The organism is Acinetobacter sp. D009 (assembly GCF_038562025.1).
Taxonomy (GTDB): Bacteria; Pseudomonadota; Gammaproteobacteria; order Pseudomonadales; family Moraxellaceae; genus Acinetobacter; species Acinetobacter pittii.
In genome coordinates this window covers 1,213,893-1,240,091 of sequence record NZ_CP151886.1, presented here as the reverse complement: position 1 = coordinate 1,240,091, position 26,199 = coordinate 1,213,893, and the positions used below count along the sequence as shown (strand labels likewise).

Annotated in this window: 25 protein-coding genes and 1 tRNA gene; 17 read left to right on the top strand and 9 right to left on the bottom strand. The window is 40.3% G+C overall.

Annotation, left to right across the window (positions count from 1 at the left end; all coding sequences use genetic code 11):
• Position 1: 1 nt before the first annotated feature.
• The gene (gene tsaA / locus AAC388_RS05750; RefSeq protein WP_342371310.1) at positions 2-733 is read right to left on the bottom strand and encodes a tRNA (N6-threonylcarbamoyladenosine(37)-N6)-methyltransferase TrmO; all 732 of its coding nucleotides are present in this window, start codon (positions 731-733) and stop codon (positions 2-4) included.
• Between the two features lie 101 nt (positions 734-834).
• Between tsaA and AAC388_RS05745 the strand changes: the two genes are divergently transcribed.
• Complete coding sequence (locus AAC388_RS05745; protein ID WP_002118187.1) at positions 835-1,614, top strand: ferredoxin--NADP reductase; 780 nt, start codon at positions 835-837, stop codon at positions 1,612-1,614.
• Between the two features lie 56 nt (positions 1,615-1,670).
• Here AAC388_RS05745 and AAC388_RS05740 read toward each other — a convergent pair whose 3' ends face one another.
• Positions 1,671-2,540, bottom strand: coding sequence for a PhzF family phenazine biosynthesis protein (locus tag AAC388_RS05740; RefSeq protein WP_017398592.1), 870 nt, complete (start codon positions 2,538-2,540; stop codon positions 1,671-1,673).
• Between the two features lie 230 nt (positions 2,541-2,770).
• On the opposite strand from AAC388_RS05740, the gene AAC388_RS05735 reads away from it, so the two are divergent.
• The 4 genes from AAC388_RS05735 (at position 2,771) to abeS (ending at position 6,501) form a co-directional block, all read left to right on the top strand.
• Entirely contained in the window at positions 2,771-4,237 is a 1,467-nt protein-coding gene (locus AAC388_RS05735; protein ID WP_342371559.1) for a PLP-dependent aminotransferase family protein, read from the top strand.
• 61 nt (positions 4,238-4,298) lie between these two features.
• Entirely contained in the window at positions 4,299-5,669 is a 1,371-nt protein-coding gene (gene yegQ / locus AAC388_RS05730) for a tRNA 5-hydroxyuridine modification protein YegQ (RefSeq protein WP_342371309.1), read from the top strand.
• 2 nt (positions 5,670-5,671) lie between these two features.
• On the top strand, positions 5,672-5,935 hold the full coding sequence (locus AAC388_RS05725) for a YfhL family 4Fe-4S dicluster ferredoxin (protein ID WP_057062033.1): 264 nt from the start codon (positions 5,672-5,674) through the stop codon (positions 5,933-5,935).
• Positions 5,936-6,171: 236 nt separating this feature from the next.
• Positions 6,172-6,501 (top strand): multidrug efflux SMR transporter AbeS, encoded by a 330-nt coding sequence (abeS, locus tag AAC388_RS05720; protein WP_017402972.1) that lies wholly within the window; start codon positions 6,172-6,174, stop codon positions 6,499-6,501.
• 75 nt (positions 6,502-6,576) lie between these two features.
• Here abeS and AAC388_RS05715 read toward each other — a convergent pair whose 3' ends face one another.
• From AAC388_RS05715 to AAC388_RS05695, 5 genes are all read right to left on the bottom strand, one after another.
• On the bottom strand, positions 6,577-7,353 hold the full coding sequence (locus AAC388_RS05715) for an ATP-binding cassette domain-containing protein (RefSeq protein WP_342371308.1): 777 nt from the start codon (positions 7,351-7,353) through the stop codon (positions 6,577-6,579).
• Positions 7,354-7,362: 9 nt separating this feature from the next.
• Positions 7,363-8,076, bottom strand: coding sequence for an ABC transporter permease (locus AAC388_RS05710; protein ID WP_213689497.1), 714 nt, complete (start codon positions 8,074-8,076; stop codon positions 7,363-7,365).
• Positions 8,073-8,762: an ABC transporter permease gene (locus AAC388_RS05705; RefSeq protein WP_014207230.1), complete on the bottom strand. Its 690-nt coding sequence runs from the start codon at positions 8,760-8,762 to the stop codon at positions 8,073-8,075. Before AAC388_RS05705 ends, AAC388_RS05710 begins: the two co-directional genes overlap by 4 nt.
• A 91-nt stretch (positions 8,763-8,853) precedes the next feature.
• Positions 8,854-9,639: an ABC transporter substrate-binding protein gene (locus AAC388_RS05700; protein ID WP_014207231.1), complete on the bottom strand. Its 786-nt coding sequence runs from the start codon at positions 9,637-9,639 to the stop codon at positions 8,854-8,856.
• Between the two features lie 175 nt (positions 9,640-9,814).
• The gene (locus AAC388_RS05695; RefSeq protein WP_005068243.1) at positions 9,815-10,843 is read right to left on the bottom strand and encodes a LysR family transcriptional regulator; all 1,029 of its coding nucleotides are present in this window, start codon (positions 10,841-10,843) and stop codon (positions 9,815-9,817) included.
• Positions 10,844-11,043: 200 nt separating this feature from the next.
• Between AAC388_RS05695 and adeF the strand changes: the two genes are divergently transcribed.
• Genes adeF through AAC388_RS05680 form a run of 3 tightly spaced genes read left to right on the top strand, consistent with a single transcriptional unit; the run spans position 11,044 to position 16,938 of the window.
• Positions 11,044-12,264 carry a multidrug efflux RND transporter periplasmic adaptor subunit AdeF gene (gene adeF, locus AAC388_RS05690; RefSeq protein WP_202732176.1) on the top strand — a complete coding sequence of 407 codons (1,221 nt, stop codon included), beginning with the start codon at positions 11,044-11,046 and terminating at the stop codon, positions 12,262-12,264.
• A gap of 6 nt (positions 12,265-12,270) precedes the next feature.
• Positions 12,271-15,450 carry a multidrug efflux RND transporter permease subunit AdeG gene (gene adeG, locus AAC388_RS05685; protein WP_005068239.1) on the top strand — a complete coding sequence of 1,060 codons (3,180 nt, stop codon included), beginning with the start codon at positions 12,271-12,273 and terminating at the stop codon, positions 15,448-15,450.
• A 12-nt stretch (positions 15,451-15,462) separates the two neighbouring features.
• Positions 15,463-16,938 carry an efflux transporter outer membrane subunit gene (locus AAC388_RS05680; protein ID WP_202732175.1) on the top strand — a complete coding sequence of 492 codons (1,476 nt, stop codon included), beginning with the start codon at positions 15,463-15,465 and terminating at the stop codon, positions 16,936-16,938.
• Between the two features lie 60 nt (positions 16,939-16,998).
• Here AAC388_RS05680 and glyA read toward each other — a convergent pair whose 3' ends face one another.
• Positions 16,999-18,252, bottom strand: a complete 1,254-nt coding sequence (gene glyA / locus AAC388_RS05675; RefSeq protein ID WP_002118126.1) for a serine hydroxymethyltransferase — start codon at positions 18,250-18,252, stop codon at positions 16,999-17,001.
• 60 nt (positions 18,253-18,312) lie between these two features.
• On the opposite strand from glyA, the gene AAC388_RS05670 reads away from it, so the two are divergent.
• Positions 18,313-18,474: a hypothetical protein gene (locus AAC388_RS05670; RefSeq protein ID WP_002118133.1), complete on the top strand. Its 162-nt coding sequence runs from the start codon at positions 18,313-18,315 to the stop codon at positions 18,472-18,474.
• Positions 18,475-18,497: 23 nt separating this feature from the next.
• Here the strand turns inward: AAC388_RS05670 and AAC388_RS05665 are convergent, their stop codons facing one another.
• Entirely contained in the window at positions 18,498-19,727 is a 1,230-nt protein-coding gene (locus AAC388_RS05665; protein WP_086394939.1) for an alpha/beta fold hydrolase, read from the bottom strand.
• Between the two features lie 248 nt (positions 19,728-19,975).
• Here AAC388_RS05665 and AAC388_RS05660 point away from each other — a divergent pair, with 248 nt between their 5' ends.
• From AAC388_RS05660 to rodA, 8 genes are all read left to right on the top strand, one after another.
• Positions 19,976-20,662, top strand: coding sequence for a DUF3820 family protein (locus tag AAC388_RS05660; protein WP_342371307.1), 687 nt, complete (start codon positions 19,976-19,978; stop codon positions 20,660-20,662).
• 144 nt (positions 20,663-20,806) lie between these two features.
• Positions 20,807-21,436 (top strand): hypothetical protein, encoded by a 630-nt coding sequence (locus tag AAC388_RS05655; RefSeq protein ID WP_342371306.1) that lies wholly within the window; start codon positions 20,807-20,809, stop codon positions 21,434-21,436.
• A gap of 102 nt (positions 21,437-21,538) precedes the next feature.
• Positions 21,539-21,615, top strand: a tRNA-Arg gene (locus tag AAC388_RS05650).
• A 117-nt stretch (positions 21,616-21,732) separates the two neighbouring features.
• Positions 21,733-22,668 (top strand): ABC transporter ATP-binding protein, encoded by a 936-nt coding sequence (locus AAC388_RS05645; RefSeq protein WP_057062040.1) that lies wholly within the window; start codon positions 21,733-21,735, stop codon positions 22,666-22,668.
• Positions 22,665-23,438 carry an ABC transporter permease gene (locus AAC388_RS05640; protein ID WP_002118099.1) on the top strand — a complete coding sequence of 258 codons (774 nt, stop codon included), beginning with the start codon at positions 22,665-22,667 and terminating at the stop codon, positions 23,436-23,438. Before AAC388_RS05645 ends, AAC388_RS05640 begins: the two co-directional genes overlap by 4 nt.
• Positions 23,435-24,247, top strand: coding sequence for an NADPH-dependent 7-cyano-7-deazaguanine reductase QueF (gene queF, locus AAC388_RS05635; RefSeq protein WP_014207239.1), 813 nt, complete (start codon positions 23,435-23,437; stop codon positions 24,245-24,247). Before AAC388_RS05640 ends, queF begins: the two co-directional genes overlap by 4 nt.
• Positions 24,248-24,270: 23 nt before the next feature.
• Complete coding sequence (locus tag AAC388_RS05630) at positions 24,271-24,921, top strand: hypothetical protein (RefSeq protein WP_002118229.1); 651 nt, start codon at positions 24,271-24,273, stop codon at positions 24,919-24,921.
• Positions 24,922-25,047: 126 nt separating this feature from the next.
• A complete protein-coding gene (gene rodA / locus AAC388_RS05625; RefSeq protein ID WP_005068220.1) occupies positions 25,048-26,190 on the top strand; it encodes a rod shape-determining protein RodA in 1,143 nt (380 codons plus the stop codon).
• Positions 26,191-26,199 lie beyond the last annotated feature (9 nt).

The window sequence follows — 26,199 nt, the reverse complement described above, 5'->3', positions numbered from 1 at the left end:
ATTATGCAAGCGCAGAAGTCTTCACCACATCAATGACGGTAACTACAAATTGATCGACCTTAAAATGAATATCAAAGTCTGAAAATTTCATTTTATAGATTCTTTCAGCATCTTCTTGATAGGCAGGCCGAGGATCTAAAGCTAACACTTGCTCAAGCTCATCAATGTATTGCGAATCTATTTCTTTATTTTGAAGAAAATATTTTTGAGCTGTTAACGCAGTTTCATTCCAAATGACTGCCTTTCGTTCTGGTTCTGCATGTGCATAACCACTTTGAGCCTCTGCAATTGCATCAGAATATTGAATATAGGGTTTGATATCTAAAATTGGGGTGCCATTTAATAAATCACTTCCAGTGACATAAACACGGACAGACTTGCCCACCTTTTCCACTTTATTAAGTTTTACGACTGAAAGCCCGATTGGAGAAGGTCTATACATACTTCGTGTAGCAAATACTCCAATTTTTTCATTACCACCTAAACGTGGCGGACGAACCTGTGGACGGAACTTATCTGCACTGCCTTGATTTTTATTGTCATGAAACTGCCAAACTAACCAGAGATGACTAAATTGCTCAATTCCCTCAAATGCTAACAAGTCATTATATGGTTCTACCATGTCAATATAAGACTCGATATTGACCAAATTAGGCTGGCGTGGAATACCGAATTTTTCACGATAGGGAGAGCACATGTGGCCAATGATAGGGAAGGTGACAGAATTGATCATCACTTTTTCTTATAAACACAATTAAATATATTCAGTTTATCGGGAATGAAATTAGATTAGAATAGCAATCTGTTTTCTTTTAATCGTGATCGAGACCTTTAATGGCTGCTTTTAACGTTGAACGCATTACTCATGTTCACCACTGGAATGACACTCTTTTCAGTTTTAAAACTACACGCGATACCAGCTTACGTTTTAAAAATGGTCAGTTCGTAATGATCGGACTTGAAGTGAATGGCAAACCGTTAATGCGTGCGTATTCGATTGCAAGTGCAAACTACGAAGAAGAGTTAGAATTCTTCTCAATTAAAGTACAAGACGGTCCTTTAACTTCGATTTTGCAAAAAGTACAAGTTGGTGACGAAATCTTAGTTTCTAAAAAACCAACAGGTACTTTGGTTCATGATGACCTTTTACCAGGTAAAAACTTATACCTTTTATCTTCTGGTACTGGTCTTGCTCCATTCTTATCAATTATTCGTGATCCAGAAACTTACGAACGCTTTGAAAAAGTAATTGTTGTTCACGGTACACGCTATATTTCTGAATTAGCTTATCAAGACCTTATCTTGAACGAATTACCAAACCATGAATTCTTTGAAGAGTTAGGTATTAAAGACAAGCTTGTTTACTACCCTACTGTTACTCGTGAACCTTTCCACACTCAAGGCCGTGTAACAACTGCAATTGAAACTGGCGCTTTATTTGAAAAAATCGGTTTACCACGCTTCAACCGTGAAACTGACCGTGCAATGCTTTGCGGTAGCCCTGCATTCTTAAAAGATGTGGCTGCATTACTTGACCAACACGGTTTAGTTGAATCACCTCGTATGGGTGAAATGGGCGACTACGTCATTGAACGTGCGTTCGTAGAAAAATAATTTTTTCTAGACATAAAAAAACCGAGGCAAAATCCTCGGTTTTTTTATGTCTGTTTTTATAACTTAATTGTGCCATCGATACAGGTGACAGCGGTTCCACCCACCAAAATTTTATCTTGATACAATTCAAGTTGAAGTTGTCCGTCTCGACCTACCGCCCCACCTTGTGAAGAAACTACGACATCATTTTGTGCAGGAAGAATCCCATAATAACGAATAAATGAAGCTACGCTACCATTACCACTACCACAAACTGGATCTTCATTTATTCCACATGAAGGGGCAAATGAACGAACTTCTATGTGTTTTTGTTCATCATTATTTTCATGAAAACCAAAAACTGTCGCACCCGTAACTTTCATTTCTAAGTCATGTTCTTTTAAAGCGGCAAAGTCTGGTCGGCTATCTAAAACAGCGTCAGCATTAACAGCTTGCAATACAATCCAGCGTGCCCCTACATCTACCAATGCAGCGTTCCATTGAGTATTAATTTCACATTTTAAAATTTCTGCTAATTTCTCAGTATGCATAGCATCTAGTGGAGTAATTTTAGGCTTAGGTAGTTCAAATGAAATATGACTTGATTCACTCACAGTCAGAGTCACCAAACCAGCACCACACTGCTGTACCAGCTTACCTTCTTTCGCTTTAATTAGACCCGCCTCAAGCAAAGCATAGGCAGTACCAATTGTAGGATGGCCTGCAAATGGCAATTCATTTTGCGGAGTAAAGATTCGAACCTGATAGTCAGCTTGTGAATCGGTCGCAGGGAGTACAAATGTGGTTTCAGAAAGATTGGTCCAGTTCGCAATGGCTTGCATCTGCTCAGACGTTAAGGTGCTGGCGTCCATAATGACTGCAACAGGATTTCCTTTAAATGCGTGTGAAGTAAAAACATCAACTTGTTTAAATGCAACAACAGACATAGACCACTCCTACTGATTTTAAAATTAAAAAATATGGCTATTAAGTCCTTACCATTTCTTGATCTTACTGATTTATTTTTAATGGTCACAGTATCAGTTAATATTAAAAATAATAGACACAGTTGTTAAAAATAGATTCAGATTAAATGGATAAATCTATAAAACTAACAATATTTGAGATAATTAAGAGATCACTATAGAGTGTATCCATTGCTTTGGCTTTTTAATGAATTGACATGTACAAATATAAAAAAGTGAGTGATGACCTCACCCTTCAAATTCAGAATGGCAGGCAACCTGTGGGTTCTCGGTTGCCATCAATTCGAGATTGTGCCCAGCATTATCAGGTCAGTATTAACACTGTAAAAGAAGCTTATCGCCAGCTTGAAGATCAAGGTTTAATTTCAGTTCGTCCACAGTCTGGTTACTACGTTTGTCATGCACCTTCAAACTTACTAGAACTCGAAGAGCGTTATGTCAGTGAAGAAAAAGTATCTCTTTCAGGAATTAGCTGTTTTCTCGCACAAATTGTTAAAAAACAAATGGACCCCGACTATGTCAATTTGGCCCTAGCTTGCCCTTCTGGGGAAAATTTTTATCCAATTGAACGCTTAAAACGCTTAACTGCTCAAGTTTTACGGACACAGCCAGATATTTTTAAAAGCTATACCTTGCCGCCCGGTTCTATACGTTTACGTACTCAAATTGCTAGGCGAAGCTTACAGTTAGGTATGTTTCTTTCAGCAGATGATATTGTGCTCACTCATGGCACGATGGAGGCTTTAAGTCTCGCGATTATGGCAACAACTCAAGCGGGCGACAGTGTAGCGCTTGAGATTCCTACATTTCACAACCTGTACCCACTCCTTCATAATTTAGGTCGAAAAATTGTAGAAGTACCGACCTCGCCACATACAGGTATGTGCCTTGATGCACTTGAAGAACTCTTAAAATCTCAAAGTGTACAAGCCATTTTAACCATTCCGACAGGACACAATCCTCTCGGTTTTAGCATGCCTGAGAGCAGCCGCCGTCGCTTGGCAGAGTTAGCTAATCAGTTTCAGATTCCTGTTATTGAAGATGCGATGTATGCCGAATTGCAACTCACCGAGCCTCTCTTGCCCAACATCAAAGCGTTTGACCAAAATGGATGGGTTTTGGTGTGTGGCAGCTATACCAAAACTGTGGCGCCCGACTATCGAATTGGTTGGCTAGAAGCTGGACGTTTCCGTAATATTGTGCAGCAGCTTAAATTTACAACCACTGTTGCTGAGCCTGCTTTACTCACAGAAACTTTAGGACTTTTCTTAGAGAATGGCGGATATGATCTACATTTACGTCAACTCAAAAAACGCTATCAACAACAAATTGACACCATCAAATCTTATATTTGCCGCTATTTTCCAGTCGGTACTCGAGTCAGTCGTCCACAAGCGGGATTTATTTTATGGTTAGAACTACCCGAATCAATTGATACCCTAGAACTGTTTCATCAGGCCATGGATGAAAAAATCTTATGTATGCCCGGAATTTTGTGTTCGGCTGATAAACGTTTTAGTCATTGTTTACGTATAGCAGCTTGTTTTGAGTTAAATCCCAAAATGTTAAATGCTTTGATGCGCTTAGGAGAGCTAGCAAAAAATATGCTGCCCGTACAAAAGGGTAATGATCAAATCCCTACTACTTCAGTAGGTTGAATCCCAAATCTGGAGTTAATAAAATAAAATAAAACCATATATTTTTTATGCCTTTTATTTTATGAAAACTGAGCTTCTCTCTCCCGCAGGTTCACTTAAAAACATGCGCTATGCTTTTGCCTATGGTGCAGATGCCGTATATGCAGGCCAACCACGTTACAGTTTACGTGTGCGTAATAATGCTTTTGATCATGACAACCTAAAAATCGGAATTGATGAAGCCCACGCTTTGGGCAAAAAGTTTTATGTTGTGGTGAACATTCAACCGCATAACAGCAAATTAAAAAACTTTATTCGTGATCTTGAACCAATTGTAGCGATGCAACCAGATGCTCTGATTATGTCTGATCCTGGCTTAATCATGATGGTGAGAGAGCATTTTCCTGATGTGCAAATTCATCTATCTGTTCAAGCCAACGCTATTAATTGGGCCACTGTTAAGTTTTGGAAAGATTACGGTTTAAGCCGAGTCATTTTATCTCGTGAGTTATCATTAGAAGAAATAGAAGAAATCCAGCAACACGTCCCAGATATTGAACTCGAAGTTTTTGTACATGGTGCACTATGCATGGCCTATTCAGGCCGCTGCTTACTTTCCGGATATATGAACAAGCGTGATGCCAACCAAGGTGCTTGTACCAATGCTTGCCGTTGGGACTATAAGTTGCATGAAGCCCAAGAAGATGCAAACGGCGATGTAATTCCAGTTACTCAACTCAACGCGTCAGAAAAGTCTTGCTGCTCATCAGCACAATTAGAAACAACCTCGGCTCAAACGCTGCTGGTACAACGCAATGATGAAGAAATGTTTGCTGCCGAAGAAGATGAACACGGCACCTATTTTATGAACTCTAAAGATTTACGTGCGGTACAACATGTAGATCGTTTAACCAAAATGGGGATTGCCTCACTGAAAATTGAAGGCCGTACTAAATCCTATTTTTACTGTGCCCGTACCGCCCAAATTTATCGAAAAGCTATTGATGATGCTTTAGCAGGCAAACCCTTTGACCCAAGCTTAATGAACCAACTCGAAGGTTTGGCAAACCGTGGTTATACCGAAGGCTTTTTGAGACGTCATGTGCATAGCGAATATCAAAACTATGCTGATGGTTCATCGCATTTCGACTACCAACAATTTTGTGGAGAGGTTTTAGAACGTCACGGCGATTATATTCGCATTGAAGTTAAAAACCGTTTTGTGGTGGGCGACTCACTTGAGCTGATGACGCCTCAAGGTAATATCACCTTTACTTTAACCGAAATGCGCGATTTAAAAGGTAACCCAAGTACCGATGCTAAAGGTTCGGGGCATTTTGTTGAGATTCCACTTTCACAAGATGTTGATGTTAGTTATGCCCTACTCATACGCAATTTGCCGCATGCTAAGGAAAACATTACTGCCTCTACCTTAGCTTATTCAGCGAGTTAAATATGGCGCTTTTGATTACAAGTGACTGCATCAATTGTGATATGTGCTTACCAGAATGCCCGAACATCGCCATTTTTGAAGGCAACAAAGTTTATGAAATTGATCCACACCGTTGTACCGAATGTGTAGGCTTTTATGATGCACCCACATGTAAGGCGGTTTGCCCTATCGATTGCATAAAACCAGACCCTGCACATATTGAAAATAAAGAGCAACTGCTAGAGAAATTTAAGGATTTAAATATACTCGGCGAATCTATCTCTTAAAAAGTCTATCGAGGATCAGGCTAAGGTGGCTGATCCTCTTAAATGACTATACAGATCAATGATTAAATAAATGAATAAATAGCTTAAGCCACTTTGCTAATGATAAAATCAAATGATCAGTTCAGTTTGTTTTACTGGTATTTTTGTACCCCAAAAATTGCACAATCGTTAAAACTGGTCTAACCATTTCAACATTTCATATAGATTGATTAAAACTCTTTCTGGCGTAGCTCCCCATGTCTTATCTTTATTTAGCAATTGCGATTGCTTGTGAAGTCGTTGCAACTTCAGCCTTAAAAGCATCTCAAGGTTTTACTGTTCCCATTCCGTCCATCGTTACTGTTGTGGGCTATGCAATTGCTTTTTATTTATTATCCCTGACGCTAAAAACAATTCCGATCGGGATTGCATATGCCATTTGGTCGGGCGCGGGTATTATTTTAATTTCTGCAATTGGCTGGATCTTTTACAAACAGCATTTAGACTTGGCGGCCTGTATTGGTCTTACTTTAATGATTGCAGGTATTGTGATTATTAATGTGTTTTCTAAAAATACCCATTTATAAAAATATAATTAAAAAGCAACCGAGTAAGATGCAAATCCTTGTTTAAAAAATTTCACCTTACTCGGTATGAACAGCTTATTTCAAACTGCCCGTCAAAAATTGCTTTAAACGCTCACTTTTCGGGTTATTGAGTACTTCATCAGGATGGCCCTGTTCCTCAATTTTCCCTTGATGCAAGAAAATCACTTGATTAGATACATGACGCGCGAAGCCCATTTCATGTGTCACCACAATCATAGTACGTCCTTCTTCAGCCAAGCCCTGCATTACTTTTAGTACTTCACCCACCAACTCTGGATCAAGCGCGCTGGTTGGTTCATCGAACAACATAACTTCTGGTTCCATAGCCAAAGCACGAGCAATCGCTACACGTTGCTGCTGACCACCAGATAAAAATGCCGGATATTTACTTTCAACACTTTCAGGTAATCCAACTTTGCGTAGATATTTGCGTGCACGCTCTTCAGCTTCAGTACGTTTTACCCCAAGTACGTGAATGGGCCCTTCAATGACATTTTCTAGCACTGTCATGTGTGACCACAAATTAAAATGCTGAAATACCATCATGAGCTGTGTACGCATTTTTTGTAGTTGCTTTGGTTCAACTACTTTTAAATTGCCTTTTTTATCAAAGACTGTGCGTAGTTTTTCACCATTGAGCTTAATCGTGCCATTGCTCGGTTGTTCCAAAAAGTTAATGCAGCGGAGTAAAGTACTTTTACCTGAACCCGATGAACCAATGATACTAATTACATCACCGGCATTTGCATCAAGTGATATTCCTTTAAGCACTTCATGATCGCCGAATTTCTTATGTAAATCGCGAATCACTAGTTTTGCAACTTGTTCCATTTATGTCTCCTAATGATTCGATGGCTTTAAAAATGCCAACCAACGTTTTTCAAGCTTACGAAATAGCCCAATCAAAATAAAAGCCAACACTGCATATAACACCGCGGCAATTCCAAAAGCATTGAAGGTGTCATAGGTTGCCGCATTCACATCACGCGCAATTTTTAAAATGTCAGGAACAGTTGCTGTAAATGCAATGGTTGTCGCGTGCAACATTAAAATGACTTCATTGCCGTAAAACGGTAAAGCACGGCGTAACATCGATGGAATGATAATGCGAGTGTACCGTTTCCATTTTGACATACCGAAAGCTTGTGCAGCCTCAATCTCACCATGTGGAATAGAACGAATCGCCCCAGCGAAGATTTCAGTTGTATATGCACCAGTATTGAGCGCGAATGCCAAAATGGTGCAATTTATGCCCTCTCGAAAAAAAGCATCAAGAGTCTGGTGTTCATGGATGTAATCAAAGCTGTAAATACCTGAGTAAATAATCAGCAATTGAATGTAAAGTGGTGTGCCACGGAAAACATAGGTATATAACCAAACTGGGCCACGTAACCAGATATTTTCTGATACTCGTGCAAGTGACAAGGGCACAGCGAGAACAAAACCAATACCAATAGAAAGCACCAATAACCAAGCAGTCATCGCGACACCGGTCATTTGTAAGCCATCGGTCCAAAGGTATGCCTGCCAATATTGTTGAAGGATTTCAATCATAATTGTCCCTTCCTTACACCAGCAGAATAACGACGTTCAAGCCACATTAAAATCAGGTTCGACACGGTGGTAATCGCTAAATAAATGGCAGCAGCCACGATGCTGAAAAAGAACAACTGCATGGTACTTCTACCCGCATCTTGTGTAATTTTTACAATGTCAGTCAGGCCAATAATAGAAACTAGTGCGGTCGCCTTAATCAAAACTTGCCAGTTATTACCAATACCAGGCAAAGCGAAACGCATCATTTGTGGGAATAATACACGGTAAAAAACCTGCCACGGAGTCATTCCATAGGCCATTGCTGCTTCAATTTGGCCTTTAGGAACCGATTGAAATGCACCACGAAAGGTCTCGGTAAAATATGCACCATAAATGAACGCTAAAGTAATCACACCCGCCACAAATGGGTTGATATCAATTTGGTCCATTTGCAGTGCTTCAGTAATTTGGTTGAGACCCAACTGCAAGCTATAAAATAACAGCAGCATAATGACCAAATCAGGCACACTTCGAATGAGCGTAGTGTAAGCGGTTGCTATATAACGTAAAATTTTAATACTAGAGAGTTTTGAGCTCGCACCAATTAAGCCAATAATCACAGAAAGTAAAAGTGACAACAACGCAAGCTGTATGGTCATCCATGTCCCGCTGAGCAGGAGTGGCCCAAAGCCAGAAAAAAACATGACTCATCTTCTCCTTAAAAACAATATCTAATATTGATGAGATGAGAATAGATCTAAAAATGTCGGCTTAAAGCCGACATTTTTCACATCATTAGTAAATGCTAAAGGAGAAATATTTTTTCTCGAGTTTTTTGTATGTACCATCTGCAATGATTGCAGCGAGTGCTTTATTAATATTGGCTTTTAAATCCGCATCTTCTTTGCGTAAACCAATAGCTGCGCCTACACCTAGTGTTTTTGCATCAACCACATTACCACCAGCAAAACTGAAGTTTTTACCTTTTGGTTGTTTTAAGAAAGCGCCATCAACCATAATTGCGTCTTGTAAAGTTGCATCCAAGCGACCTGACATCATGTCTTGATAAATCAAATCTTGGACTGGATAAGGTACAACCGTTACACCTTTTGGCGCCCAATAGGTTTTAGCATAAGTTTCTTGAATTGTGCCCTGTTGTACACCGACACGTTTACCTTTCAAAGAGGCAGCTGTAGGTAATAAAGGCGAGCCTTTTTTTGCAACCATACGGGTTGGTGTATTGTAGATTTTGCTACTAAATGCAATTTGTTTTGCACGTTCATCAGTGACTGTCATTGATGAAAGAATGCCATCAAATTTTTTCGCTTTAAGTGCTGGAATCATCCCATCAAAAGAGTTTTCAACCCAAACACATTTGGCTTTGAGTTTTGCACAAATTGCATTACCCAAATCAACATCAAAACCAGTTAACTTGCCATCTGGTGTTTTATATTCAAACGGCGCATAAGACGACTCAGTACCAAAACGAATCACCTTCCAATCCTTTGCTTGAACATTCGTCGCAACAGCAGCCAAAACTAGGGTTGTTGAAACGAACATTTTTTTCATAAAGCTTGCCATCTTGAAGCTTCTCCTTAAAATCCTAATAAGGTGATAAAAACTTGAGCAATTTCTAAATTACTCTTCTGCTGAAAGAATTGCAATTTCTATACCAGTAAATTAAGGATTTATGAAGATGACTAAACAGTGGATTCTATTAATTGATTAAATGTTGAAAAATCACTCAAATTTTAAGTTAGTTTTTGAGTGTATAAGCTTCTGCCATATTTTCATTTTCAACCAATGTCCGAATGGTGTATTCATGATTATGTTCTTTAGCACTGGCAAATTCACATTTTTGATCCAATGACATTGAACAACCACTCAACAATGGACAACCTGCAAATAATTCAGCCACCCAATCTACGAAGACTCGAACTTTAGGCGATAAATGACGATTTTGTAGATAAACGACTGATATTGGCATAGGTGCAGGTAACCATTCAGTCAATACTTCCCTAAGTGCACCAGATTCCAAATGTTTTGCTACCATGTAATATGGGCATTGAATTAAGCCAAAACCTTGCACTGCCAAATCAATATATGAATCACCATCGTTGACAGAAACACGCCCTTTCACACCAACGCTATGAATCTCACCGTTCACCATGAAATCCCAGTCGATATTGCGTCCTGTACGGCTGTTAAAGTAATGCACGACCTGATGTTTTTGTAGATCCTCAATAGTTTTGGGTTCGCCATGCTCCATTAAATAACGTGGTGCAGCAACTGTCACACACTGAATTGTTCCGATACGGCGCGCAACTAAACTTGAATCTTTCAGTTGACCAATACGAATGACACAGTCCACTGCATCTTGAACCAAATCGACCGGACGATCACTCATTCCAATCACCAAATCAATATCAGGATACTTGGAATGAAAATCACAAAGCATCGGAATCAGAATCAGCCGCCCGATTGAAGCTTTAACATCAATACGCAGTCGTCCTCGTGGTCCGCGCTCCGAATCATGAAAAGTTGATTCTACGTCTTCGACATCAGCTAAAATTCGCGAAGTACGCTCATAATAAACCGCACCATCTGGTGTCAAACTAAGTTTGCGGGTTGTTCGGTTAAGCAATCGAACTTGTAAATGTTTCTCTAAAGCCTGAATAGTTGTAGTCACTGAAGCACGCGGTAGGCCTAAACTGTCAGCCGCTAAACTGAAACTATTTGTTTCGACAACTTTGTTAAATACTTTCATGGCATGAAATAGATCCACACGCACACTCCTATCAATCAATGCATTTTTTAATCAAATACACCAATTGTTATAAAAATACGAATAGTGTTATCGAATTTAATATATTTATTCGTGATTGACAAACTTTTATGCTCCGTCCATCCCATAAACCCTGTTTCTCCCATACGGACCAAAACTAAAAGTCTGAAAACAGGTATCCAAATAACTAGGAGCACCTCATGTCATTTTCCCGCAAACAGTTCGCACTGTCTGCCATCTTTGTTGCCCTTTTAGCAACAGGAGGCAGTTTTATGTTTTTACATGAAAATGCCGATGCAAAAGCTGCACCGACCACAGCCCAACAAGCTGCAACTGTTGATATTTCTAATGTCATCAGCAAAACCATTACCGATTGGCAAGAATATTCCGGTCGTTTAGAAGCCATTGATCAAGTCGATATTCGGCCTCAAGTTTCCGGCAAACTCATTGCCGTTCACTTCAAAGATGGAAGTCTCATAAAAAAAGGCGACTTACTTTTTACCATTGATCCACGGCCTTTCGAGGCAGAACTGAATCGTGCCCAAGCTCAACTCGCTTCAGCTGAAGCACAAGTCACTTATACGAGTTCTAACCTTTCTCGTATTCAACGTTTAATTCAAAGTAATGCTGTCTCACGTCAAGAGCTAGATTTAGCTCAAAATGATGCACGCTCAGCCAGCGCCAACTTGCAAGCCGCTAGAGCAGCCGTTCAATCTGCCCGCTTAAATCTAGAGTACACCCGTATTACTGCGCCTGTCAGCGGTCGAATTTCCCGTGCCGAGGTGACCGTCGGCAATGTAGTTTCTGCAGGTAACGGCGCACAGGTCTTAACAAGTTTAGTATCTGTCTCTCGTCTCTATGCATCTTTCGATGTTGATGAACAAACTTATCTGAAATACATCAGTAACCAGCGTAATTCTGCACAAGTTCCTGTTTATATGGGACTTGCTAATGAAATTGGTTTCTCTCGCGAAGGTACGATCAACTCAATTGACAATAACCTAGATGCAACCTCAGGCACGATTCGTGTTCGTGCGACTTTTGATAATCCAAACGGTGTTTTATTACCAGGCTTATATGCACGAATCCGTTTAGGCGGTGGACAACCTCGTTCAGCAATTCTGATTAGCCCAACCGCAGTTGGGGTCGATCAAGATAAACGCTTTGTCGTAGTAGTTGATGCTAAAAATCAGACGGCTTACCGTGAAGTAAAACTCGGTGCACAACAAGATGGTTTGCAAATCGTGAATAGCGGATTACAAGCGGGTGATCGTATTGTGGTGAACGGTTTACAGCGAATTCGTCCAGGTGACCCTGTGACCCCGCACCTCGTTCCTATGCCAAATTCACAAATCACTGCTAATGCTACTCCTCCTCAACCTCAGCCAACAGATAAAACATCAACTCCGGCAAAAGGTTAATCAAATATGAATATTTCTAAATTTTTTATTGATCGGCCGATCTTTGCTGGTGTGTTATCAGTACTGATTTTACTCGCCGGTCTGCTTTCGGTATTCCAGTTACCGATTTCTGAATATCCAGAAGTTGTTCCGCCATCTGTGGTGGTACGTGCTCAATATCCGGGTGCAAACCCGAAAGTAATTGCTGAAACTGTTGCTTCTCCGCTTGAAGAGTCGATCAACGGCGTCGAAGACATGCTGTACATGCAATCTCAGGCTAACAGCGACGGCAACTTAACCATTACGGTGAACTTTAAACTTGGTATTGATCCAGACAAAGCGCAACAACTGGTTCAAAACCGTGTGTCTCAGGCCATGCCTCGTTTACCGGAAGACGTACAGCGTTTAGGTGTCACTACTTTAAAAAGCTCACCAACTTTAACCATGGTAGTGCATCTGACCTCACCAGATAGTCGCTATGACATGACTTACTTACGTAACTATGCGGTACTCAACGTGAAAGACCGTTTAGCGCGTTTACAAGGAGTTGGTGAAGTCGGATTATTTGGTTCTGGTGACTACGCGATGCGCGTATGGCTCGACCCGCAAAAAGTAGCACAGCGTAACCTTACCGCGACTGAAATTGTGAATGCAATTCGTGAACAAAATATTCAGGTTGCAGCGGGTACAATCGGTGCATCACCAAGTAATTCCCCTTTACAGCTTTCAGTCAATGCTCAAGGACGTTTAACGACTGAGCAAGAATTCGCAGATATCATTTTAAAAACTGCACCAGATGGTGCGGTCACCCGATTGGGTGATGTTGCTCGTGTTGAACTTGCAGCTTCACAATATGGCTTGCGTTCATTACTCGATAATAAACAAGCAGTCGCAATTCCAATTTTCCAAGCACCAGGTGCTAATGCTTTACAAGTTTCCGATCAAGTGCGCAGCACGATGAAGGAGCTTTCAAAAGATTTCCCATCTTCAATTAAATACGACATTGTTTATGACCCGACTCAATTCGTACGTGCCAGTATTAAAGCGGTAGTTCACACCTTACTTGAAGCAATTGCACTGGTTGTTGTGGTTGTTATTTTATTCTTACAAACATGGCGTGCCTCAATCATTCCATTGCTTGCTGTACCAGTTTCAATTATTGGTACATTTGCGCTCATGCTCGCTTTTGGTTACTCAATCAATGCGCTATCACTGTTCGGGATGGTACTTGCCATCGGGATTGTGGTCGATGACGCCATTGTGGTCGTCGAAAATGTCGAGAGGAATATTGAAGCTGGCTTAAGCCCAAGAGATGCAACTTATCGCGCGATGAGAGAAGTGAGCGGACCAATTATTGCGATTGCTTTAACGCTCGTTGCCGTGTTCGTACCACTTGCATTTATGACAGGCTTAACAGGGCAGTTTTATAAACAATTTGCCATGACCATTGCCATTTCAACGGTTATTTCGGCATTTAACTCCCTTACCCTATCTCCTGCTTTGGCTGCCATGTTACTAAAAGGACATGATGCTAAACCTGATGCATTAACACGCCTTATGAACCGTGTATTCGGACGTTTCTTTGCGCTGTTTAACCGCGTATTTACCCGTGCGTCAGACAACTATGGTAAAGGCGTAAGTCGTGTTATCTCTCATAAAGCATCGGCAATGGGTGTATATGCTGCTCTTCTGGGCTTAACTGTTGGTATTTCTTATATTGTTCCGGGTGGCTTCGTACCCGCTCAAGACAAACAATATTTGATTAGCTTTGCTCAATTACCAAACGGCGCTTCATTAGATCGTACCGAAGCAGTCATTCGTAAAATGAGTGACACTGCTCTTAAACAGCCTGGTGTAGAAAGTGCAGTTGCCTTCCCTGGCCTATCAATTAACGGTTTTACTAATAGCTCAAGTGCCGGTATTGTCTTTGTAACCTTAAAACCATTCGATGAACGTAAGGCTAAAGACTTATCTGCCAATGCAATTGCTGGTGCACTCAACCAGAAATATTCAGCTATTCAAGATGCCTATATTGCGGTTTTCCCACCACCACCCGTGATGGGCTTAGGCACCATGGGCGGCTTTAAACTCCAACTTGAAGACCGAGGTGCCTTAGGCTATTCAGCCTTGAACGATGCTGCACAAAACTTTATGAAAGCAGCACAATCAGCCCCTGAACTGGGTCCAATGTTCTCAAGTTATCAAATTAACGTACCTCAACTCAATGTAGATTTGGACCGCGTGAAAGCTAAACAGCAAGGTGTTGCCGTGACAGATGTTTTCAACACCATGCAGATTTATTTAGGTTCTCAATACGTTAACGACTTTAACCGCTTTGGACGTGTTTATCAGGTTCGAGCACAAGCCGATGCGCCTTTCCGTGCAAATCCTGAAGATATTTTGCAGCTTAAAACCCGAAACAGTGCCGGACAAATGGTGCCGTTATCTTCATTGGTAAATGTAACTCAAACCTATGGTCCTGAAATGGTCGTTCGTTATAACGGCTATACCTCAGCAGATATTAACGGTGGCCCTGCCCCAGGTTATTCATCTAGCCAAGCTGAAGCTGCGGTTGAACGTATTGCTGCACAAACTCTACCTCGTGGTATCAAGTTTGAATGGACAGATTTAACTTACCAAAAAATCTTGGCTGGTAATGCAGGACTCTGGGTATTCCCAATTAGCGTATTACTTGTGTTCTTGGTTTTAGCTGCTCAATATGAAAGTCTGACTTTGCCTTTAGCTGTAATTTTAATTGTACCGATGGGAATCTTGGCGGCTCTGACAGGTGTTTGGCTGACAGGTGGAGATAACAACATCTTTACCCAAATTGGTCTGATGGTACTAGTCGGGCTGGCTTGTAAAAATGCCATCTTAATTGTTGAGTTTGCACGAGAACTTGAAATGCAAGGTGCAACTGCCTTTAAAGCAGCTGTTGAAGCAAGTCGTCTACGTTTACGCCCAATTTTAATGACTTCTATTGCATTCATTATGGGTGTCGTACCACTGGTTACCTCAACTGGTGCAGGCTCTGAAATGCGTCATGCCATGGGTATAGCGGTGTTCTTCGGCATGATTGGTGTAACGTTGTTTGGTTTGTTCCTGACCCCTGCCTTTTATGTCCTGATTCGTACACTGAACAGCAAACATAAATTACATTCGGCAGCAGTTCATGAAGCACCTTTATCTACCCCACATGATCATTAAGGAGGACATTTGATGGCTACAGCAAAACAAAGCTTATTATTGTCCTCACTCATGGGAAGCCTGCTGCTTGCAGGCTGCTCTTTGGCTCCTGAATATCAACCTGCAAAGGTCATAGTTCCAGTCAAATTTAAAGAGTCTGACCCAAAACTTGAGGATAATAACTGGAAAATTGCCCAACCTGCCGATCAGCAGGTTCGAGGTGAATGGTGGCGTGTTTTTAATGATGCTCAATTGAATGAGCTCGAACAACAAGCCATTTCTGGAAACCAGAGCCTTAAAGCGGCAGCGGCTAATATTCAAGCTTCACGTGCGTTACGTTCAGCAGCACAAGCTGAACGCTTGCCAAGTATTGGTGCTGGCTTTGGACCGACTCGTCAAAAACCTTCTCCCGCTTCATTGGGTCTAGATGACAATGCTCATACGTCTGCACAGACCTTATGGCGTGCTCAAACCAATGTTTCATATGAGCTCGATTTATTTGGCCGTATTGCCAGTAGTGTCAATGCAGCAACAGCTGATGTACAGCAACAAGAAGCTCTATATCAATCGGCGCTTTTAGCCTTACAAGCAGATGTTGCCCAAGGCTACTTTCTCATTCGTCAGCTTGATGCTGAACAAGCAATTTATAATCGCACTATTAAACTGCTTGGCGAGACACGCGACTTAGTTCAAACACGTTTTCAAAATGGTTTAGTCAGTGAATTAGATGTTTCTCGCGCACAGACTGAACTAGCTACAGCACAAACCAATGCACTGAACATTGCTCGTAACCGAGCCAATGCAGAACATGCACTTGCAGTATTGTTAGGCAAAACACCTGCTGAGTTTAGCTTGGCAGTTCAACCTTTAACTGCAAACAGCATTCGTCTTCCAGCAGGTTTACCTTCGGCTTTACTTGAAAGACGACCTGACATTGCGGCTGCCGAGCGTGCTATGGCAGCAGATAATGCGCGTATTGGAATTGCACGTGCTGCTTTCTTCCCAAAACTGGACCTAACAGGTGCACTCGGTTATGAATCATCAAGTTTAGGTGAGTTGGGTAAATGGTCGAGCCGTACATTCTTACTTGGTCCAGTGGCAGGTACTATTTTATCTTTGCCATTATTTGACGGTGGACAACGTAAGGCTGGAGTTGCTCAAGCACGAGCTGCCTATGAAGAAAGCGTGGCAAACTATCGCCAAACTGTGTTGAATGCATTTCGTGAAGTTGAAAATGGTTTATCAGATCAAAGAATACTTGATCAGCAAATTCAAGCTCAAAATCAAGCACTCTCCTCTTCTCGTCATGCAAATCAACTGTCTCATTTACGTTATCGAGAAGGTGCGATTAGTTATCTTGATGTGATTGACTCGGATCGGACTATTTTGCAACAAGAACAACTTTCTGCACAGCTTAATGGTACTAGAATGATGGCTAGTGTAAATTTAATCCGTGCATTAGGTGGTGGCTGGTATAATGCCGAGTCATCGGTAAAATCTAAAAGTTAATTCTTATCTAATTAACTTGAAAAAAAAAGCGCCATACGGCGCTTTTTTTATATTTACAACTTATTGTGCGTATACAGGGAATTTTGCACAAACAGTTTCAACTTTCGCTTTTACGTCAGCAATAACTTTTTCGTCACCTTTGCTGTCAATCACGTCAGCGATCCAACCAGCAAGTTCACGAACTTCAGCTTCACCGAAACCACGAGTTGTTACCGCTGGAGTACCGATACGGATACCAGAAGTCACGAATGGAGAACGTGGGTCATTTGGAACTGAGTTTTTGTTCACAGTAATGTGAGCAGCACCTAACCAAGCATCTGCATCTTTACCAGTTACATCTTGCTTGATTAAAGATAACAAGAACAAGTGGTTGTCTGTACCGCCAGAAACAACATCATAACCACGAGCGATGAATACTTCAGCCATAGCTTGAGCATTTTTCACAACTTGTTGTTGGTAAGCTTTGAAGTCATCAGACATAGCTTCTTTGAAGCAGATTGCTTTAGCAGCAATCGCATGCATTAATGGACCACCTTGGTTACCAGGGAATACAGCAGATTGAAGTTTTTTCTCAATTTCTTCATTCGCTTTCGCAAGGATTAAACCAGAACGTGGACCACGAAGTGTTTTGTGAGTTGTAGTTGTAGTTACGTCAGCAATTTGAACTGGGTTTGGATATACGCCAGCAGCAACAAGACCTGCAACGTGAGCCATATCAACAAAAAGGTAAGCGCCAACTTTGTCCGCGATGTCGCGGAAACGTTGCCAATCTACAACACGGCTATAAGCAGAGAAACCAGCAACGATCATACGTGGTTTGTGCTCTAACGCTAAACGTTCAACTTCTTCGTAATCGATCTCGCCAGTTTCAGCGTTTAGCCCGTATTGAACTGCATTATAAGTTTTACCAGAGAAGCTTACTTTTGCACCGTGAGTCAAGTGACCACCGTGAGCCAAGCTCATACCTAAAACTGTATCGCCCGGGTTAAGAAGCGCTAGATAAACAGCAGAGTTAGCTTGTGAGCCAGCGTGTGGTTGAACGTTTGCGTAATCTGCACCAAAAAGTTCTTTAGCACGATCAATCGCCATTTGCTCGATGATATCCACATACTCGCAACCGCCATAATAGCGTTTGCCTGGATAACCTTCTGCATATTTGTTCGTAAGTTTTGATCCTTGCGCTTCCATCACAGCAGGAGAGCAATAGTTTTCAGATGCAATTAACTCGATATGTGCTTCTTGACGCTCACCTTCAGAAGCAATTGCTTGAGCTAATTCTGGATCAAATTCAGAAATGGAAATATTGGCAAACATTAGCGGGGGTCCTATAAATTAGGGCTTTTAAGCCGTGCTAAGATTGCGGCATATTGTAGCATGAACTTTATAATTAAACAGAATGAAGTTAGCTCAGTTTTAAATAAAAATGGCTCAAGTTTTATAAAAAATGAGCCATTGTTTATAAATCAAATAAAAAGCTCGTTTAAAGCTTATATTTTAAATTTATCCATCGTTAATTTTAGCTTACAACAATATTAAAAAGTCTTTAAATATCAATAACTCTATTGAGCTGCCAGTAAAGACTGAACATTTCCAACAATATTATCTACATTACTGCTCATCACCGTGCCATGGTCCCAGTTACCCGTTACATAACTATTAATTTTAGTGCCTACAGCAGTGGCATTAGATATCAATAGATCAGTTGCCAATTTAGGTACTGTCGAATCTGCTACCCCTTGATAAATAATGATTGGTGTAGTGACTTTGGCCTGTAAAGGTTGAGAATCTTTTTCCAAAAACGTTTTAACTAGTGGCACAGCCATAAAATTAGGTTGTGTACGCGTATAACCATCTAATGTTTCCCCATGAGTTGCAATATAAACTTGCATAGTAGCGCTAAAATCCCCGAGTAAAGGTTCATAACAAAAACCTTCAGCGCCTTGTGCAATCCTTGCAGTAGATTCAGTAAATACTTGAAGATAATTAAAGTCTGGATGGGTATTACGAATTCCTGCTACAACAAGCGCTGTAAATGCATCAAGCTGCGCATAGATTGCCTTTTTTTCATATACTGATGCACTTGCAGCTTTTAATTCTCCATTTAAAAGAATACTTCCTAAATTAGAAGCAGGTGCTACCGCTACTGTACCTTTATAGTCTAGTTGTGCACGGCTCGCATATTGTGCAGCACCTAATGCAGCATGCCCACCCTGAGAATGTCCTACTGTTAACCATTTTTTTGAGGTTAATAAATTACGTTGTGATAAATAGTTACGTGTTGCAACCACGGCATCTGTAATTGAAAAAGCCTCACTTTTAACATTTAAAAAAGGATGTATGCCTGGTGTACCTAAACCTTCATAGTCAGGTGCGACCACAACATAACCTGCGGCTAGTAATTTACTAATTAAATCTTTTGTACTTTCTGTTAAAGCTGCTTTACTTGGTGCGCAAGCATCTGCCACACCCGTAGTACCATGCGCCCAGACTACAATTGGCCAACCGCCTACTGGTGGTGGAGTGTTTGGTGTAAATACCAAACTGGTTGCTTGCACTTCTTGACCACTTTGACCTAACATTTTATAAGTCAAAATACTACTTTCTGCGGCAACTGTTCCTAAGTTGGTGCTTGTGTAAGCCTCGACCTTAACCACAGGATTTTGAATATTATTGGTTGGTGTCCCTGATGGATTAGTAGGAGCTGGGCCATCATCACTACTCCCTCCTCCACAAGCGACTAAAAATAAACTCGTGCTAAGAACGCTCGTCATTAATAGGTTCATTTTCATTGGTATATCTTCCCTTAAATTCCATTTTTGTTTTGCTTTAGTTTTTTAATCAACATTTCCTAATGTCTTAAAATATTTACGCCTAATCTTTATTTTCCGCAAGTTCTATTGGATGAAATTAATCTCAGAAAACTCTATTTTTAATATAAATTAACGTTCTCGCTACTCTCATGCCTCACTTCATGTTTTAAAGTGGGTAGCCAACTGTTAACATTCTTGATTACTCGTGATTGATTAAAGGGCCAGTTATGCAAACCATTATTTTAGATACAGAAACACATACACTAAATGGTTTGCCTATTGAAATTGCGTATGCCCCGATTGAAATTAATGAAGGCAAGCTCACCTTAGATAAAAGCAAATTGTTCGATCAGCTCTATCAAGTCGGTACCCCTATTTCTTACGCGGCTATGGCAGTTCACCATATATTAGAGTCAGATTTAGAAAACCAGCCCCACTATAAAACTTTTAAATTGCCAGAGGCTACAACTTATATTATTGGTCACAATATTGATTACGATATTGCCGCGATTGCTCGTTGTGGTGTGGATGTATCGAATATCAAACCGATTTGTACTCTAGCTTTAGCGCGCAAAACTTGGCCTGATGCAGAAGCGCATAATATTTCTGCACTCATCTATATGATTTCTCAAGGCAGCAGTAAAGCTCGAGAATTGCTCAAAGGCGCGCACCGAGCCGATGCGGATATTATTTTGACTGCTAATATTTTGATGCATATTGTCTATCATTTAAATATTCAAGACATTGAAGAGCTTTACCGAGTTTCTGAAGAAGCACGTATCCCTACGACTATTAATTTTGGTAAGCATAAAGGCACAGCAATTGCTGAACTTCCTAAAGACTATATTCAATGGTTATTACGCCAAGATGAACTTGACATCTATTTACGTAAAGCGTTAGAAGGCGCATTTTAAAGTCTTAAATAGATGATATTCATCAATTCTTCATTATATTGTCATTTTTGAGTTTTATCGTTAACCCCATTTATATTTTATTAAAAACATTACTGTTCAACCAAGAAAATTGGACAGTCTGATTTATTTTTTATTTGGGGAAAAATGATGGCTGGTTTTTATCGAACTAATTTAGGAAGAGTCGCGCTTCAACAACGCAACATTACTTTAAATGCAAAACAAAGACGTTTACTACTATTAATAGATCACGAAGATTTTCAAAATTTAAATAGCGAATTTAAAAAACGTATTGCATCTCCAGAGCTTATTCAACAGCTTATCGACTTAAAACTCATTGCTCCTTCTGGCGAAAATTATTCAGAATTAAATGAACAAATATCTTTCCCACAATCATCCATAACTGCAATAGAAGCTCATCAAAAAAATACTATTGATGATAATAAAAGTGGCGATATAGTTGGAGAAATTCAGGTTACTCAATCATCATCTTTTCAACTTTCACCTACTGAAATTACCCAGCCATCAATTCCAGTTCAACAGCTCTCTTTTGAAGAGATACAACAGTTGATGAAGCAAAGCTTGAGTCAATATTGTGGGCTTATGGCAAAACCACTTATTCAGAAAATAGAGCAAATAAAAACGCTTCAAGAGCTTAAAATGTGCCAAATGCAATGGATTACTAGCTTACAGGAGTCGCGTATTCCCCCTAATGAACTAGCACATACGCTTCATTCTATTAATTATTCAATTCAACTTATTCAACAACGCATCTAAAAAAACAACAAGCTGCTGTTTAATTAAGCATTAAACTCACTTGTTACCTATTTCGTGCTTTACCTATGGGTGTTTTTTTCCTATGATGTGGCCCACACATGTGCGCTCGTAGCTCAGTTGGATAGAGTACAGGTTTCCGAAGCCTGGGGTCGTGGGTTCGATCCCCGCCGGGCGCACCAGTTTATATATAATAACTTCATAAATTTATCTCAATTTTATAAAATTCCGACTATTTTACTTGGTTTATTAATCATTATCGCTCAAAATATACCCCTCTTTCATAATGTGAGAATTTCATGACTGATGCTTTGGTTTTAAGAGATTTGTCCAAAACATATCGTAATGGTTTTCAGGCGTTAAAAGGTATTAACCTCACTGTGCCTGAAGGTGAATTTTATGCGTTGTTAGGCCCAAATGGTGCCGGCAAATCAACAACCATTGGTATTATCAGTTCCCTCACGAAAAAAACCGAAGGAACAGTTGAGATTTTTGGACATAATCTCGACACTCATCCATCCTTAGCGAAACAACAACTTGGCGTTGTCCCTCAAGAATTTAACTTTGGTCAGTTTGAAAAAGCGTTCGATATTTTAGTCACTCAAGCTGGCTATTACGGCATTCATAAAAAGACTGCAGAAAAACGCGCTGAACATTATTTAGAAAAACTAGGTCTATGGGAAAAGCGTAATATACAAGCACGCATGTTATCTGGTGGTATGAAACGCCGCCTCATGATTGCACGTGCCATGATGCATGAACCTAAACTTCTTATTTTAGATGAGCCTACCGCAGGTGTAGATATTGAGTTACGCCGTTCGATGTGGGATTTTCTGACCGAAATGAACGAAAGCGGTACTTCTATTATTTTGACTACACATTATCTCGAAGAAGCAGAAATGTTGTGTCGTCAAATTGCTATCATTGACCGCGGTGTCATTAAAGAAGACACCAGCATGAAAAGTTTCTTAAACCAGCTGAGTGAAGAATCTTTTATTTTCGATTTGGCAGAACCTATTGCCCCACTCCAGTTAAATATTATTGGTGTGAAGTTCAACTTAATTGATAGCAGCACTTTAGAAGTGACGATGGATAAAGCACATACATTAAATGACTTATTCCAACTTTTAGAATCACAAGGTATTCGTGTTCGTAGTATGCGAAACAAATCGAACCGTCTAGAAGAGCTATTCGTCAAAATGGTTGAGAAAAATCTTGAAGGAGAGGCAAAATGAATTTTAGCCAACTGCAAATTGCCCTCTGGACTCTAGTTCGTAAAGAAGTACGCCGATTTCTACGTATTTGGCCACAAACCTTGTTACCACCTGCGATCACGATGAGTTTGTACTTTGTCATTTTTGGTAATTTGGTTGGTTCGCGCATTGGACAAATGGGCGGCGTGAGCTACATGCAGTTTATCGTACCCGGCCTCATCATGATGGCGGTTATTACCAACAGTTATGCTAACGTATCTTCAAGTTTCTTTAGTGTGAAATTCCAAAAGAGCATTGAAGAACTGATTATGAGTCCTGTGCCACTACATATCATTTTGTGGGGCTATGTCATTGGTGGCATTTGCCGTGGTGTATTGGTCGGAGCAATTGTGACGACAATGAGCATGTTCTTTACAGACCTCTTTATACATAACTGGTTCGTAACTATATATACAGTCTTAATTACCTCGGTTCTTTTCTCATTAGGTGGTTTTATTAATGCAGTTTATGCAAAATCATTTGATGATATTTCTATTATTCCAACATTTGTCCTTACACCTTTAACCTATTTAGGTGGTGTATTCTATGCCATTAGTGCACTTGGCCCTTTTTGGCAAAAACTTTCTTTAATTAATCCTATTGTGTATATGGTTAACGCTTTCCGTTTCGGCATTTTAGGTCATAGTGATGTGAACGTTACGTTCTCTTTAATCATTGTGACATTATGCTGTGCTGTACTTTACGGAATTGCGTACTATTTACTTGCTCGTGGTTCAGGAATGCGTGAATGAGTGTCGAACAGTCTTTATTGGGTAAAGAAACTCAATATCCAACTAACTATCAACCTGATGTTTTATTTCCAATTGCTCGTGCTCAGTCTCGTGAAGCCTACTCGCATATTGAAGGTATTACGCAAGGTAAAGATTGGTGGCATGTTTTTGAAATTTCATGGTTAAACGCTCATGCCATCCCGCAAGTTGCTATTGGCAGAATTACACTGCCAGCTTCTTCACCAAATTTGATTGAATCAAAGTCATTAAAACTTTACTTCAATAGCCTTAACTTCACTCAGTTTGACTCTAAACAGTCGTTTATTGAAACGGTTGAAAAGGATCTATCTGCTGCGGCAGGTGCAAAAGTTGAGTTAACCTTATTTCAAGTAGATGATTTAGAGATTTCTAAGCCTCAAGGCATTTGTATTGATGACTTAGATCCAGAGCGTTTAGAGCAACATCCAGATGCGACTCTTTTAAAACGAGATGCGTCTGATGAAGAAGTCGAAATTGAACTGTATTCTCATCTTTTAAGAAGTAACTGCCCAGTCACGGGGCAACCGGATTGGGGTACAGTTTTTATCCGCTTTAAGGGCAAAAAACCTTGTTATCGTAGTGTTTTAGCTTATATTATCTCGTACCGTCAGCATAACGGCTTTCACGAACAGTGTGTCGAGCAGATTTTTGCGGATATTTGGCAAAATTTGCAGCCTGAAAAGCTGATGGTTTATGCAACTTATACTCGTCGCGGCGGACTTGATATTAACCCTTGCCGAGTATCGGATCTTTCATGGATGCCAAAACCGATTCGATTGGCACGACAATAAAACGAATAATTTGAGGATACACCATGCCGTTTTTTGGTTTTACCCCTTCTGAAGGCTTATTGAACGATATACAAACTGGAATTGCGAACAAAAATTCTAGTGAGCCTTTATATCCACTTCGCGATAAGATTGCTTTACAACTTAATGAAGAGATTATTGATAATGTCTTAATTCAGTTAGTTCAGCATTTCCCTGCAAGTGAAAAGCGCGATACTGCCGAAAAACTAGCAGGCTATGTCAAATCAACAGTCGCTGTCCTTTTAAAACAATTGTTAAGCAAAGCGCCAAACGATGTTGTTAAACAGTCAGTAGAGTTCTCTGAAAAAAGCTTATTTAAAGATCCACAAGGTCAATATAAAGTAGGTGTAACTCTAGATCCTAGTTTAGTCACTAATCTTCAGCATAACTTCACTGAGCTTAAGGCGGGTAACGATATCAATAAAGCTGCATTGGCTGAACTGTATAAACAGTTTGGAGATGCTATGGTTAAACATTTTATGTCTGATTTTAATAAGACATTAGACCTTGGCATGATTAAGCGTAAAGCAGCTGATATTGGTGCGGCAGCTGTAACAAAAGCAGTCCATATTGCGATCGACAAACTCATCCCTAGCTTAAATCGCACTGAACTAAAAGCGATGGCTGAATATCACGAAAGTCTATTCTTTAACTAATAAGAAATAGCCTATCGGAAACCTAGCGAGAGCTAGGTTTTTTTATTGCAAAATATTGATATACATTGCCATTAATCAGGTTTATGTTAGCATGCGCCAAGCACTGATTGACCTAGTTAACGCCGCATGTCTCCTAGCCCACAATATAAGTTTTTACGCCAAGCTCCTCGAGATGGTCTTAGCACCGCTATGCAACCATCAAGGTGGCAACAACTCCACATTGACCCGTGGTTATGTCTATTTTTGCTGTTAAATGCGCTATTAGGTTTAACCGTACTATATAGTGCTTCAGCACAGGATGTAGGATTGGTCAGTAAACAAGCCATGAGTTTTGGTATTGGCTTTTTAGTAATGTTTGGTCTAGCCCAAATTCCGCCTAAGGTCTATCAAGCGTTTTCCCCCTACTTTTATTTGTTTGGCCTATTTTCGCTTGTGGCAGTTATGGTATTCGGTGAAGTCCGAATGGGTGCTCAGCGCTGGATTGATATTCCAGGTTTCGGAAGTGTCCAACCCAGTGAGTTCATGAAAATCGGCATGCCGATGATGATTGCATGGTTTTTAGCACGAAAACCTCTTCCCCCTAGTTTTTCACAAGTTGTTTTATCATTAATGTTAATTGGTATTCCCTTTTTACTGATTGCAGAACAACCTGATTTAGGCACATCACTTTTAGTATTAGCAAGCGGTATATTTGTCTTATTTTTAAGTGGGCTATCATGGCGGATGATTGGTGCAGCTGCCGCATGTGCAGCAATTGTAATTCCAATTGCGTGGGAATTTCTTTTACACGACTATCAACGCCAAAGGGTTTTAACTTTACTTGACCCCGAGGCAGACGCACTCGGTACGGGTTGGAATATTATTCAATCTAAAACTGCAATTGGTTCTGGTGGTTTTTCAGGTAAAGGCTTCCTTGAAGGTACCCAATCACATTTACACTTTTTACCCGAAGGACATACTGACTTTATTATTGCTGCATATTCCGAAGAATTTGGACTCATCGGTGTACTTATTTTAGTAATTCTTTATTTTGCCATTATTTTTAGAACATTCCAGATCGGTTTACAAAGCTTCCATAACTATGGACGTTTAGTTGCTGGCGCCTTTGGTTTGTCTTTTTTTGTTTATGTATTTGTAAATGCGGGAATGGTCAGTGGTATTTTACCTGTAGTAGGTGTTCCTTTACCTTTTATGAGTTATGGCGGAACAGCTATTATTACTTTAATGGCCACCTTTGGTTTAGTCATGTCCATTCATACACATCGATAATCTGGAATT